Below are 13,415 nucleotides of genomic sequence, written 5' to 3' on the forward strand. Positions count from 1 at the left end.
ACAAATAGACAATAGTTATATCACAATATCCGTCGAAATCGGTCTATGGGATTCGAAAAATTCGACGAGGCAGGTTCCGGCCGCGGTCGACCAGCAGGTACCGACCCGATGATCTCTATCCGGAAGTCGGGAAGCATCGGTGTGAACCGGGCAGCACTTGAGGAGTTCTTCGAGGACAACGAGGGTGCAGTCTTATACTTTGACGAGGACGTGAATCGGATCGGAATCGAACCTGTTCCCGATACGGACGCCGATGATGCCGCCTATACCGTCTCGGTGACCGATTCGGGTGGAACGATCGCACCGAAGGCGTTTCTCGAAACGTACGACCTCATCCCCGATGTGACCACGCAGTATGACCCTGTCTGGGACGACGATGACGACCAGTCGCTGGTCGTCTTAAATTTGGAGGACCCAACGGGGACATATGGATCGCCTGACGACGAGTAGTAGTTGGGCGGCGTAATGCCTTCAGCGATCGTCGTCGACGTGCTCGCTTTCAGTACCACTCGTTTGCTCATGTGTCTCCACGCGACCGGTGTCGGAGTGTTTTGTGTCTCCCTCGGGCGGTTCAGGTGGTTCAAGGATTCGAATGATGAGCTGCCCGGCTCGCGTCTCTGCAGCCTGCTCACCGAGTACGACAGCGTGGGTGAGGCCGCGCTTGATCATCGACCCGCGCCAGTAGGGGAGCACTCGCTCGATCAGCCAGTCGAGTAATGCGATGAATGGCCCGACAGTCCACGTTTCTCGAAGATCAATGACGATCACCTCCGGTTCGGGCTCTTTCGTCAACCAGGTGTACAGCCACGAGTTTTGTACAAATGTGCTGATACGCGTTCTGAGGGTCGAGAACGATGATGTTCGTGCTGCGTCGGCGAGGCTGGCGATAGTCGACCCAATCGTCGAGTCCACAGCGACGTGTTGGACACGCCTCTTCAGCCGTTGCACGGGCGATTTTGGGTTCTGGTTCGACATTACTTGTCTGGATTTCTGTTCAGGTTGGCCGCTATGGGCAGTTGCGTCACGAGGTGAGGTTGGCTAGTCACCTGACCGAGACCACCGTTGCGCGGATAGTGATCGACCCGAGATCTAACACGACGGTCGAGCCTTGCTGGATTGTCTGTCCCTTGAACTGGACGCCCGAGGTAGTCTCACGGACCTGCAGTGTCGTCGTGAGTGTCACATCCCGGAGCGTGGGGTGGTCGTACACACCAAGAGTTCCACGGTCACCCTCAAGAATGATCGTCGACGGCTCGATACTCACGCGGTTGACGCGTGCGATCGTTTCGCCGTCGGAGCGCTCACGCAAGCCGGCGTCGATGGATTGTGCCATCGGTTGTCGGACTTCGCGCATACTCAGTGTGACTGTGCGTTTTGCGAGTGTCCCGCGTTGGGTCGTCGCGCCCACGCGCTCGATGTCGCCAGTCAGGCTGTAGGCGTCCGTCGCGAACGTCAACTGCGACCCCTGCCGGAGTTCGGTCGACCCGAACTGAGGTTCGGAACCGGTGGTGACTGTCGTCAGTGACAGCCCAACGAACACGCGCTTGCGATCGGGGTCGTTCGTTCCGTAGGTGGCAACGTGTTCGACGGTGGCGATGTCTTGCATCCCTGCGGCCGCGGTGTCGCCCTCAGAGATTTGGTCAGCGACATCTGTCGGGACAACTTCGCTGATGAGCACCTCCGACTGCCCGCTCTCGAGACCAGTTCTGACCGAGAGGACGCGCCCGTCGATCATGTACCCGTCTCCCGGAAGCGTAACCGTTTGTCCGCGACGGAGTTGGTTCCCACCGTATCGGAGTGTTCCGCTTTGTCGATGCGTGCTGAGGTTCGCTGTTAGATAGACTTGGTGTTGACCCGAATCGTCGGTTGGGTATGCACGGACTGTCTCGACTGTCGCGACTGTGCGGCCCGATAGCCGGATCTCATCGCCGGCAGTCAGGTCACGGGCGTCTTGTGTGGAGAGGGTGTCGCGGATGACCACAGGAGTCTCGGGGGTTTCGAGTGCGGTCCCGGAGCCGACTGCGCGGATTTGGCCTTCAATTTGGTAAAGATCCGTCGCGATCTGGAGCGTGCGTCCTAATCGGGCTGGTGCACCGTCATAGCTGAAGCCACCTGACTGGACGCCCTGTATCTGGACACGAAGGATAGCCCGCGTCTGGTCTTCTTGGGGAGTGAAGTGGACGTCGGTGATCGTGATCTGTTGGTTGCTTCCGGGGCTGTAGCTGTCTCCTTCATTGATCTCGTCGGCGACATACTGAGGGACCGTCCCGAGATCAAGCGTCGCGTTTCTGGTCGCGGTATTCGATCCCTCTGGTTCCGGGTCGGGCTGGAGGACGAACGCCGCACCCGCGGCGACGACGGCGAGAACGAGGAGTACGGCGAGGGCGTCGATGACATTGATGACGCCAAAGAGGTTGCCCTCGTCGTCGATGAGATTCATTGGAAGTCACCCGCTAGTCGCATTGCTCCGTACGTGTAGTATCTGCAGCAAAACGGTTCCGGATCGAATCCCACGCACACACTGCTCCCGTACGATTGTACCCTCCGGTACCGTCGTGACTGGCAGTTCAAGCACAATCGGTTGTATCCCCCGGGAAGTAGCATGCTGAGCAGTTGCAATCACACTGTGTAGTCCGTCGTCGCCCCCGGGGGGACCCCGACACGAAGATCCAGAGCAGTGTGTGAGCGCGGGGCTCGCGTACGAGAACAGCGATGTCGTCGTTGCTTGGGCGGTCAGTGAGCAGTCTGCAACGAGTGTACAGTCTCCTCTCGAAGGCGCTCACACATGGGTCGCGTCTTGCGGTTTCAGTCTCACACCTCACTCACCCGGCGCTGCGAGGGTCGACCACGCGGTCACCACAGACGCGCATCTCATCGAGACTGGAGGAGTACAGCCCTGAAACCCTCGATCGCCGACGACAGTTATCGGCCACCCCCCGCGAATCGCGCTTCACACACGCCCACTCAATCCCTTCAGACACCCGATTGCGGTGGCTGGAGGCGATTGTGCAACTCCCACGGCGCATCCTCTCCCCACGAGACACTCCCTCGGCGCCGCTGTCGATTGTTCTCTCGTTCTAGATATTGTTCAGACATGAATGGATTCTCGTGCTGATGTACCGCCGAACAGTGAGTGGTCTCCCTCGTTGACGCATACCGAGTCCGTTGTGCACCAGTCAGAGCGCGCGTTAAGGGCCGATACAGTATCGAGGAGACGGCCACCGATCGGGAACGCGTGTTCGAGCGCTCGTTCACATTCGCTTCTTCCGGAGGTATTCGACCGGGAAGACCGCGGTGAGGCCCGGTGTGTCGATCCGGAACTGACTCGGCGGGGTATTCGGGCTGTAGGTCTTCTCGACGCGGGGGTCACCATCGAGCGGGTCGTTCAACGCACCGAGGACGTCGTGGCCAGCGCTGCGGGTCATCACCACCCAGATGGCCTCCTCGACATCGCAGTCGGCCATCTTATCGAAGTCCTCAGGAACAGCTCGTCGAAGGTCGTGATTCACGCGTTCGGCCTCGACCGCGATGACGATCTCGCCGTCCTCATCGACGGCGGCGATATCGAGGCGACGGTTCTCATCGAGATCGTAATAGGGGATGACCTCGGCGACGGACGACTCGGGGTCGTCGACGTACTCTGTGATGAGGTACTGCCGTGCGAGTTCGATCGCGAACACGTGTTGACTCGACTCTTCGAGGTCGCCTGCGCCGTGGCCGTAATCAACACCCTGGCGATAGCTCTCGCCGATGGCGGTGCGGCCGTCAGGCGTCACCGTGTACAGCCGGTGGGGATGATCCGTATCGTGGCGAAGCAGACCCGCATCAATGAGGTCATGAATCGCACTCGAGTCGATGCCGACGTACTCCTGCAGGCGGATCATCGAATCCGAGAGCAGGTCATATTCGAGTGGATCATACCGCAACTGCTGGGCGTTGTACACCGCTTGGAGGAACATGAGGTGGTGGTCATCCCACTCGGAGACGGCTCGCTCATCGGGTGTGAGCTTCACATTCAGGTCGCAGATGGGGATATCGTCTTTCTCGACAGCGTCCATGCTGTGACAACAGCGGATCGCCCGTTGCATCCCGCGGATATCCGGGTCGTATCGATTCGAACACGACTGGCAGCGGAGGGCATGCAGTGCGGCGTCGTACTCGACCGCCTCCGGCAACCGGTTCGTATACGGGAGTGCCGAGTCGATCCGCGGGAGGTCCTCGGGATCGACGGCATCATCATCTTCTTCGGCACCATCCCGATCAACTCCCCCGGGCGTGGTGAGGTGGATGCCCGCCCGGTCACCCGTCTCGACAGCACACGCCTGCAGCAGGTGTTGAAACCGCGTCTCTTCTGCAGGAGTGAGCGGGCGTGTGCTTTCTGGATGTCCCGCAGGCAGTGGTGCGGATTCGACGAGAAACGGTCGCGGTGCGGGCTTGCCGAATCCTGCTGGGAGTGAGACGAACCACTGTCCACGCTTGAGTGCACGCAGCCGTGCGCGGACGGCCCTCGAGTTCAGATCTTCGGTTGCGAGCCGCTCGGCGAGATCGCGGTCGAGTGGGACGTTCCCCGTGATGATCGTCGAGACGTTGTTGAGCACTTCCTCGTACGTCCCGGCTTCATGCTGGGCGAATTGCCCCGGGAACTGCGTCGCGAGGGTGACTGCACAATCGAAGCTACGCGCCTGTGACAACAGCGTCGAGAGGAGATCAGAGACGGCGACGCTCGCGGCCTCTTCGAGATAGAGGTTCACCAGCGGGTCATCTCTCTCGGTTTCTGTGTGCGGGTCCAATTTCCGCCGTCGAAGAGCCGTCCAGAGATTCGACAGCAAGACGAGCGTGAGGACACGCTGTGCTTCCGAGCGCAGCCCACCCGTATCGAAGATGAGGAGGACGTCCTCATCGAGGTAGTCGGCGAGGTCGAAGTGTGGGTCATCCCCCTCGGGGACGTGATTGAAGATCGCGGCGAGACGGCGGTCGACGGGAATCTTCTCGATACGGTTTGCGACCCCGCCCATGAGTTCATCGAAGGTTTGGGCGCGATTCGAGACGACGCCTTCGAGCATCCGTTCAAGGTCGCCATCAGAAACGGGGGGTGCTGCACGGCGCTCGTGCATCTGACGGGCCATCGAGTGGAACTGGCGATGTGAGTAGGCGTCATACCCGGAGACGGGGTCGAACATCGCCTTCACGAGATAGCGGATGATGTCTGGAGCACGGACCGCGCGCTCGAAGCGCTCACGGCCCATGACCTGCATCAGGATCTCAAGGTAGTGGTCGACCCGATCCTCGACTGCGGTCGTTCGGTCAACCCCCGCAGCAAGCTCTGCGCGGATATCGAAAAACGAGAGCGCGGGCAGCACCTCCGCACAATCGAAGTAGACGACATCGTCGAGGTTTCCATGGCGAGCGTAGTGTGCCCTGAGGAGTTCAGTCGGCATGCCATCCCCCTTAGGGTCGATAACGATGCTCGCGCCAGCTGTCGCCTCGTGGTTCGCGAGGATGGCGTTGATGAGTGCGATCGTCTTCCCGTGGCCGGTGCGCCCACTCCAGAGCGTGTGCATCGGCTGGTGGCTTGGTGGGAGTGCGATCGGCGTCGGGTCGCTCGTGCCATCCTCGCCGAGGGGGTGGCCAAGCAGCAGGCCGGGCGTGTGATATCGCTCAAGCTGCGCTACAGGTGGTGCAGGCAGGGTGTGTCGCTCTCCCGGTGTCGGTGCGAGCGTCCGCCCGCCTTCGGCAGTGAGTGCGTTGCCATCGACGAACGCGAAGCTCGCGAGTTCGGCTTCGTCGACGACGATCCCACGGGTCGCATTCGAAGTTCCAGGGAGGCGTCGTCGCCCACCGTGAGCGGGCGGAGGCGAAACGCGCGCGGCAAGGTCGTCAATAACCCCGCGTGCGTCGCGTCCTGTTCGAACCCGTCCATCGACTCCGTTGAACGGCGTCGACAGCGTCTCGAACGCGTCGGCGAGTTCGCGAGCGAGTCGGGTCCCCCCAGCCTCGTCGGTTGTGACGCCAGCCCGGGCGGTGAGTGTGAAGGTGTTGTGGGCGTGTCGGGTTTCGAGGCCGGCGATTCGATCGCGTTCTGTCGGAAGGAGGTCCTCGACGTCTGTCTGTGGGTCCGGTGCCCCGAGCAACGTATTCGCGACTTGCTGCCTGAACGTATCCTGATTCGCCTGCAGGCGTGCGATTCGATCCGAGACCGCTCCCGTGAGATCTGGGTGAGGTGTGATCAGCGCCTGGTACACCCCCGCGCCTGTCGTCTCGGTGAGTGTGTCGATCACCGACCCTAACGGAAGTCGGTGCGCCTCTTCGGTGTAGGCGTCGGCAAAGCGCCCGAGAGGCATGAGCCAGTCGCGTCTACGTGAAGGGGCTCCGTAGTACTCGACGGCCGTTGAAGTCGTGTGTGGGTCATCCTCGGCCACCTGAAGCGAGGTTGTCGGCCACGTCTCGCTCCGGGTGACTCGCTGAAATTCATACGTATCCGGAAATGCTGCTCGAAGCACGTGTTCGATCGAGGCGGTGGCCTCGGGATCGTCGATACCGATGTAGTAGGAGACGGTGGTCGTCTCGGCGGGCGAAACGAGGAGGACTTCAAGTGTCGCTGAATCTCGAGTGCTGAAGAGGCGTGTGAGTATTCCCTGCTCGCTAGAGTCAGGCGAACACAGTGCGTGAAGACGCCGAAGCTGCTGCGTAATGCGTGACGGCGAAAGCGGGTCATCACTCGGCGTGATCTGCAGGTAGGTCCGCGTTGTCGTTGCGGGAACGGGGAGATTCCGCTTATCGGGGTCTGAATGTGGGGCTGACATGACTGCGTGGCGTAGACGGCGACTACTGGCATCCGGTTCGAGTCTTCTGTAATAAGCCCGAACGACCGTATCTGAAGCTGATCGTGAACCCATCCGGCTGGATGTTGTCGCAATCTGTCTCGTCGACGCCTCCATCGGAGATACCAGTGTTCACATCGCAGACGGCACGCCGCGCTCGCCTCTCACGGCCGGGTTCACGGCGCTCCTGTCGTCGCGCCGTGCGTCGCTCGTGCCTCCCCGGCACGCCAGCAGGCTGTGGCTTGCGGTCGCTTCGCGCGCTCGTCCCTCGCGTGCTCGCGACACGCAACCCACGCTCTGCTGGCCGCTCGCCCCGACCGCTTCGGCGCGCGCGGCTGGTTGTGTCCCTTCCATCGGCGCGCGCCGCCCGCGCCCTGCGGGCGCGTGAAGGCGCGAGCGGCGCGCGAAGACGAATCTCAGTAGAGTAGTCGGTTCGTGTTGAAAATCCGCGGTGGAGCGCGGATTGTGGGCGTCGTGAAACGCCTTCGGTCAAGTAGACCAATGAGTAGTCAATACGCACTCGGTAGTGAAGCTGTCGGACAGGACACTGAACAATCGGCGGACGCGGTGGTTGATGAAGACGGATTCGAGGTGATCGATGAGGCGGCAGAGCGGGAAGCGGCACTGCGGCCCACAGTCGAGATGGAGACGCAGGCGGTGATCGATACGGACAACCCGGCGGCTCGGAAGGCGGGATTGACGCTGGAAGAAGCAGAATGCATTGCGGCGTGGGAGTTCGAGATCGCGCGGACGGTCGAGCGGGCAGACCGTGGTCAGGGACGGCTGCGTGAGGCGTGTACACAAGACGTTGTGGAGACGGCGTCGCGGACGGCGCGTGCGGCGTTCGATAAGCGGGCGGCGAGTGTCGACCCGCGGTTCGACCCGGTCGACCCGAGAGAGCGGTTGGCGCGCGAGGAGTTGGCGGCTGTGAATCAGGAGGCGGCACGGTTGGAGGCGGGGCTGGCGAACGGGACGTCCCGGGCGGCGCTTGCACGGCAGTTGGCCGAGCGAGTCGAGCAAGGGCGGTCACTCATGAGCGCGTCACTGGCAGTTGTGGAAGCCGAGCAAACGCGGCCCGAGCGGGTGGTCGATATCGCGCGGGTCGGAGATGTTCAATCGGGGGAAGTGAGTCTCGAAGGCGAGGTGACGCAGCTATTCGAGCACACGTCACAGGCGATCGCGCAGGTGGGACTCATCGAGGATGATACGGGGACGATCAAGTTCACTGCCTGGAAGCGCAGCGGTGTCGACCCAGTCAGGGTGGGCGAGCGGGTGCGGCTGTGTCACGTCGCGAAGAACTGGTACAATGGGCGTGTGAGCGTGTCACTGACGGGGTGGAGCGAGGTGGAGTGGGTCGGCTAACGAGCGAGCGCGTTCGATTTTGCCTCCAAAGCGTTGGGAACAGTGCCGTGTTCGAGAAGTGGGTCCTTCCGTTGGAGCGCCCACCGTCAAATCGGGTTGGCGATAGCACTTCGTATTCGTAATATCATACTCGCAAGTACGATCATTCGGGAGGATTTTCTTCTGCGAACGCACGAACACGCTGTTCGTGTTCGGCCGACAGTCCCGTCTCCTGTGCACTACGGAGTTGCTCGTTTACCACAGCGTTTTGCTGAGGGCCCCACTCCTCAGGCGGATGTGTCTGAATGTACTCGACCCACGGATTTGCCCCCGTCGGACGCACCGGAGTCCCATGCACCAGTTTGCGGGGTGCGATGGCCGGAGCGACCCCGAGCGCGGATGGGGAAACCTCGCCGTGTACGGCCAGGAGGATGTCATCAACCGAGAGCTGTCTATCATCCCCTGACGGGTGCGGGTGGCCTCACGAGGCTACTCGGATCGAACAGATGACTCCAGCAGACGCACTCAGACAGCTAGCACCGACAACGCGCGTCCTCAAGCGTGCACAATACGAAGCATTCGAGTTCTCCATCCGAACTGACGGCATCCACGTCAGGAATGCGAGTTACGCGGATCCTGAGAATCACGAGTATCTCGTGACGCTCTCAGAGGAGATTCCAGCGGCGTGTACGTGCCCCGCGGATGCGCGGTTCGACGGGGCGTGCAAACACCGGGTTGCCGTCGCGATTCGAAGTCCCGTGCTGGCTGCAGCACGCGACGTGAGCACGACCCGCGTTGCGGCCGACGGTGGGGAGCGTGGCGCGGTCACTCCCCGTAGATCGCCCGTCGATACCGACTCGATCGACGAGGACGACACACCTGCAGGCGGTGGCGACGTGGAGACCCCCGAAGACTGCGAGTGCGACGGCCTCGATGGCTTCCCGTGCTGGGCATGTGTGGATGCGGGTCGCCGCACAGTCCCCGAGTAGGATCGTGGCGTGGGCTGTTTATCGCCCCCTGACGGGTGCGGGGCGCGTGATGTGCTTCGCGTGACTACCGATGACGACAGAGATCGACTACTTCGACGAGCAGTACGATGACGAATACGGCGGCGAGCTCCCGACAGCGACCTGCCCAGAATGCGAAGGTGGGCTTCGAACCGACGGCGGCGAGACAGCGTGCACGGCGTGTGGACTACTCATCGACGAGTATCGCTACGATCACGGTGCGACGCCGCGGTCGTTCGCTGAGTGTGACCAGAGCCGAGAACAGGTGGGTGCACCACTCACGGAGACGCGCCATGACCGCGGCCTCTCGACGACGATCGGCCGCGGAAGGGACGCGAATGGTGCGTTCCTCACCGGGAAGAAGCGTGCGCAACTCCAGCGCCTTCGGCGTGAGGATAGCCGTGGGCTGTTCGCGTCGAAAGCCGAGCGGAATCTCGCGGCCGCTCTGAGTGAGATCGCCCGGCTCACGAGTGCACTCGAACTCGACCGGGCAACGCGCGAACTTGCCTCGCGGATCTACCGGGAGGCCCAGACACACGACTTGATTGTCGGGCGGTCGATCGAGGGGATGGCAGCCGCGAGTGTGTATGCTGGCTGTCGGTGTGGCTCGAGCACCCGGACCCTTGCGTCGATCGCGGCGGTCTCACACTGTTCGACGGAGGAGATTCGCGCGCGATACAGCGTGCTCAACACGGAACTGGGCCTTGAAGCAGAGCCACCAACACCCATGGAGACACTCGCCCGCCTCGCGAGCGAGTTCGACGTGCCCGCGGCGGTCCGCGCGAGAGCGACCGACGTGGCCACAGCGGTTTTCGAGGTGAAGCGTGGGACCGGATGCAATCCGGCCGGGATCGCAGCCGCGTGTGTGTATCTCGCGGCTCGCGAACACGATGTTCCGCTTCTCCAGCGAGCGGTCGCGGAGGCAGCGGGCGTGACAGATGTGACGCTTCGAGCGCGGATGAATGACGCTGCGGCGATTGGCGCGATCGAGTCGTAATGTAGATCACAATGAACAGGCCGTGTTTTTCTGGAGAAATTGATTACTACCGGGACCTCAAATATGAGGAAGAATAGCGATGGGAGCGTTCGATCGACTCCGATTCGAAGACGGCCTTGCTATTGAGTTCCCGGGCATCGGTGCTGATCCATTCGAGATCACGTGGCAGAAGAAATCGATTACTCGCCACAACCCGCTGATGGAGAATTACAAAATAACGAACGCAGGCCGTCTGTTCAAGGAAGATACCGACTACGAGCACGTTCCTGAGGAAGAGCGCCCACACTACGACGAAGATGCCGGTGGGTTCGAGAGCCCACTTATGAGGGCCGCGGGTAGTCTGCAGAAGGTGCACCATGGGTGGTCGGATACAGACTATCACGGGATATTCGAATTCCACCGGACCGTGGACGGCGATTATGTCAGCCTTGAAGCGAAGTTCACTGATGGTCGACTTGTAGAGATCACGCGCAGCGACTGAGTGTCTGGCGAGAGAATCGTACACTGCAGTGATGTGACCTCTGTGTAGCTCTGCTGGTACGACTTCCAGCAAAAAACAAATTTATAGGAATGTATTCCTAATAGGAATCCTATGCCCAATAGGAATGGATCGGCTACAATTGCGCTGGAGTATCCATTTCCCGATGACCGAGTATTTCGATACCAGGCGATGCAGGATGTCCTCTCGGTTCTTATTGAGGAGCCCTACGAAGAGTTCACCGTCAGCGAACTAGGGGAGCTAGTCGGGGCGAACCAAGCAACAGTCTCGAAAGCCGTTCAGCTCCTCAAAGAACTAGGACCGATTCAGACCCGCCGCGACGGTCGGAAACAGTACGTGAGTATCGATCGTGACCGACTCACGAATTCCGATCCAGTGCTCTTGATTCCACAAGCGGAGTTTCACAAGCCGGTTCGAACGTTCGTCGACCGCGTCCAAACGAAGATCTCCGGACTTGTCGGAATCGTTCTGTTCGGCAGCGTTGCGCGTGGAGAGGCTGACAGAGCGAGTGATATCGATCTCATCGTCTTCGTTGAAGAAAACAAGACCCAGGCTCGTCAAACCGTCCAATCAATCGTAAGGGATCTTGAAGAGACAAAGTTCGACGGAAACCGCTATGCGTTTGAGGTATTGGTTGAGTCGACCGACAGCGCGAAACGAATCGGGGATCGACTCCATCAGCAGTTCGACGGTGGAATCACGCTTGTCAGTTCCGACGAACTGACCACTATCCGACGGAGGGCCCACACAGATGGAGAATAGCGACGTTTTGGATGCACTGGCAGAGGCGGAGCACAGTTTCGAACAGTCACCAGATACAGTGGAGGACGGGCTTGACGTCGACGAGCCGGAGTTAGTACAGCTCCGGCGGGCGTGCCGGCTCCTCGCAGCTAGCTCACTGCTACTCGAAGATGGCTACTACACGGTCGTCATCGAGTCCTCATTCGTGGCAATCGAGCGGACGATACAGTTCCGGCTTATTCACGATGGCGCAATGGATCCATCTCAGGTCATCAGTAGTCATCGCCGGCTCTACCAGCGCGGTGCCGAGATCGGGCTCTATGACGAGGCGTTCGGTGACGAATTAGCGGAGTTGTGGAATCAGAACCGAACAAAAACGTACTACCGCCTCCGCATCGCGACGAAAGAGCAGGCTGAAGCGATGCAGGAACTCGCAAATGCAGTTCATATTCATCTCGTTGACGAGAGTCGAGCGAGCTATCAGTGTCTCTGTTGATGAGTAGACGCACCACTTGAGCGTGTTAATTGACGCTTGAGGGAATTTCCAGATGAGATCTGGTCAGGTTCGTCCTTCTCGTGTTGGGTATGGTTGAGTACTGTCGCGGTCGGCGTTTCACTTTCGCATAGAGCTGTTTGTTGCCCCCTGACGGGTGCGGGCGCACAGAACATCGCGCTCGTGAGAACTCGATGTCGAACACACCACACACAACCGTGTTTGCGGGTATCGATGCACGAACGCCAGCGAGCCTCCCCGAGTGGTACCGTCGTCACCACCACGATCCGGAGACGATCACCTTCTCTGAGGCGATCAGGTGCCTTCCACGGGCGAGCACCACCGAGGTTGCCTACAGAAATCCCTACCTGGATGACTGGGTTGCGACCGATCGGTTCACAGCGATCGTCGAGCCCGGGCGATTGGCCGAGCAGCAGTCCGATGAAGCCGAAGAGCCGCTATTCGCGATCCCGACTGATGCGTACTCTGTGATCAACCCCGTTGACGTGTACGGACCGCTCGAAAAGGTGCTCCATGAGACAGAGTACGACGACAGAGTGCTCGGGGAGGTGACGTTCGGCGAGATACGCCAATCGCGCGGCGGTGGCGAAGTCCACATGGACATCCTCTTCGACGGCTACTCGGTCGAACTTCCCGGTCGCCGTGAGCCCATTACACTCGGTGTGACTACTGGATACGATTACTTCGGCGGGCACGCGGTCTACGTCGAGGGCTTCGCACGCGATACCGTGTGTGCGAACTCGATTCGACAGCTCACCGATCGTGAGACAGTGCGACACGTCGGCGCGATTGGCGACTTCCGCGAGTGGTGGGAGCGCATCCTCACACAGTTGGACCTCGTTGCTAACGACCTCATCGCGTTCATCGCCGAGGCGAGCGACAGTTCCGTCGACTTCACCGAGGTTCCGTTCGACCTCGCCGAGTTCTACGCCCTGCTTGGATTCCCCGAGTACCTCGTCGACCACGCGGTTCGCGATGTCCGTGCGATGGCGAGCAACCCACTCGATGTGGATATGTGGACACTTCACTCGGGAGCGACGTATGCACTCACGCACTTCTTCACGGGCGGTGATGGAGTGGCTCTCGACCGCTACGTCACGACCGCGAACGATATCTTGTTTAACCCGAGTGCGACGCTGGACGTGGTCGAACGAAGCTTCGAACGACGTGCGGCTGAAGCGAGGGAGACGAACGGGCAGACTGATCTCGAAAGCCAGGTTGCCCTCGCACAACTCGAACGCGTCGGCGAAGACATCCATTCGAACGCGCGCCGATTCGAGGAGCGAGAAGCAGAACTTCGCAGCCGGTTTGCGTCAGTCGCTGACGACTGAGTTGGACACGATTCGCTTTCCTCAGTAGCCGCATAGTCTGTGCGGTCTGTACGTTCTTCTGATTCTGTGTAGCTCATTTGGCATTCTCCTTTCTCGTCGGCGAGAGCGTTCTGATCTGTTGGGAACCCTCGGCGTGTGCACGTGGTCGAACGCCGTCTGACCCC

General features: G+C 60.5%; 12 protein-coding genes. 8 read left to right on the plus strand and 4 right to left on the minus strand.

Annotated elements, in window-relative coordinates:
- Window positions 1-45: 45 nt before the first annotated feature.
- Window positions 46-450 carry a hypothetical protein gene (locus P0Y41_RS10530; protein ID WP_284061300.1) on the plus strand — a complete coding sequence of 135 codons (405 nt, stop codon included), beginning with the start codon at window positions 46-48 and terminating at the stop codon, window positions 448-450.
- A gap of 21 nt (window positions 451-471) precedes the next feature.
- Here the strand turns inward: P0Y41_RS10530 and P0Y41_RS10535 are convergent, their stop codons facing one another.
- The 3 genes from P0Y41_RS10535 to P0Y41_RS10545 all read right to left on the minus strand — a co-directional run bounded on the left by P0Y41_RS10535 (window position 472) and on the right by P0Y41_RS10545 (window position 6,341).
- Window positions 472-975, minus strand: a complete 504-nt coding sequence (locus tag P0Y41_RS10535) for a hypothetical protein (RefSeq protein ID WP_284061301.1) — start codon at window positions 973-975, stop codon at window positions 472-474.
- Window positions 976-1,042: 67 nt separating this feature from the next.
- Window positions 1,043-2,440 carry a DUF4330 family protein gene (locus P0Y41_RS10540; RefSeq protein ID WP_284061302.1) on the minus strand — a complete coding sequence of 466 codons (1,398 nt, stop codon included), beginning with the start codon at window positions 2,438-2,440 and terminating at the stop codon, window positions 1,043-1,045.
- Window positions 2,441-3,251: 811 nt separating this feature from the next.
- Window positions 3,252-6,341, minus strand: a complete 3,090-nt coding sequence (locus P0Y41_RS10545; RefSeq protein ID WP_284061303.1) for an ATP-binding protein — start codon at window positions 6,339-6,341, stop codon at window positions 3,252-3,254.
- Between the two features lie 1,071 nt (window positions 6,342-7,412).
- On the opposite strand from P0Y41_RS10545, the gene P0Y41_RS10550 reads away from it, so the two are divergent.
- Window positions 7,413-8,183 carry a DNA-binding protein gene (locus P0Y41_RS10550; RefSeq protein ID WP_321170846.1) on the plus strand — a complete coding sequence of 257 codons (771 nt, stop codon included), beginning with the start codon at window positions 7,413-7,415 and terminating at the stop codon, window positions 8,181-8,183.
- Window positions 8,184-8,325: 142 nt separating this feature from the next.
- Here P0Y41_RS10550 and P0Y41_RS18135 read toward each other — a convergent pair whose 3' ends face one another.
- Entirely contained in the window at window positions 8,326-8,520 is a 195-nt protein-coding gene (locus tag P0Y41_RS18135) for a DUF8150 family protein (RefSeq protein WP_465260676.1), read from the minus strand.
- A gap of 148 nt (window positions 8,521-8,668) precedes the next feature.
- Between P0Y41_RS18135 and P0Y41_RS10555 the strand changes: the two genes are divergently transcribed.
- From P0Y41_RS10555 to P0Y41_RS10580, 6 genes are all read left to right on the plus strand, one after another.
- Window positions 8,669-9,151: an SWIM zinc finger family protein gene (locus P0Y41_RS10555; protein WP_284061305.1), complete on the plus strand. Its 483-nt coding sequence runs from the start codon at window positions 8,669-8,671 to the stop codon at window positions 9,149-9,151.
- Between the two features lie 70 nt (window positions 9,152-9,221).
- Complete coding sequence (locus tag P0Y41_RS10560) at window positions 9,222-10,166, plus strand: transcription initiation factor IIB (RefSeq protein WP_284061306.1); 945 nt, start codon at window positions 9,222-9,224, stop codon at window positions 10,164-10,166.
- A gap of 79 nt (window positions 10,167-10,245) precedes the next feature.
- On the plus strand, window positions 10,246-10,647 hold the full coding sequence (locus P0Y41_RS10565; protein WP_284061307.1) for a hypothetical protein: 402 nt from the start codon (window positions 10,246-10,248) through the stop codon (window positions 10,645-10,647).
- 189 nt (window positions 10,648-10,836) lie between these two features.
- Entirely contained in the window at window positions 10,837-11,427 is a 591-nt protein-coding gene (locus P0Y41_RS10570; protein ID WP_284061308.1) for a nucleotidyltransferase domain-containing protein, read from the plus strand.
- A complete protein-coding gene (locus P0Y41_RS10575; protein ID WP_284061309.1) occupies window positions 11,417-11,902 on the plus strand; it encodes a DUF8154 family protein in 486 nt (161 codons plus the stop codon). Before P0Y41_RS10570 ends, P0Y41_RS10575 begins: the two co-directional genes overlap by 11 nt.
- Window positions 11,903-12,093: 191 nt before the next feature.
- Complete coding sequence (locus P0Y41_RS10580) at window positions 12,094-13,251, plus strand: hypothetical protein (RefSeq protein ID WP_284061310.1); 1,158 nt, start codon at window positions 12,094-12,096, stop codon at window positions 13,249-13,251.
- The last annotated feature ends 164 nt before the right edge of the window (window positions 13,252-13,415 follow it).

The sequence above is a fragment of the Halobaculum halobium genome, assembly GCF_030127145.1.
Taxonomy (GTDB): Archaea; Halobacteriota; Halobacteria; order Halobacteriales; family Haloferacaceae; genus Halobaculum; species Halobaculum halobium.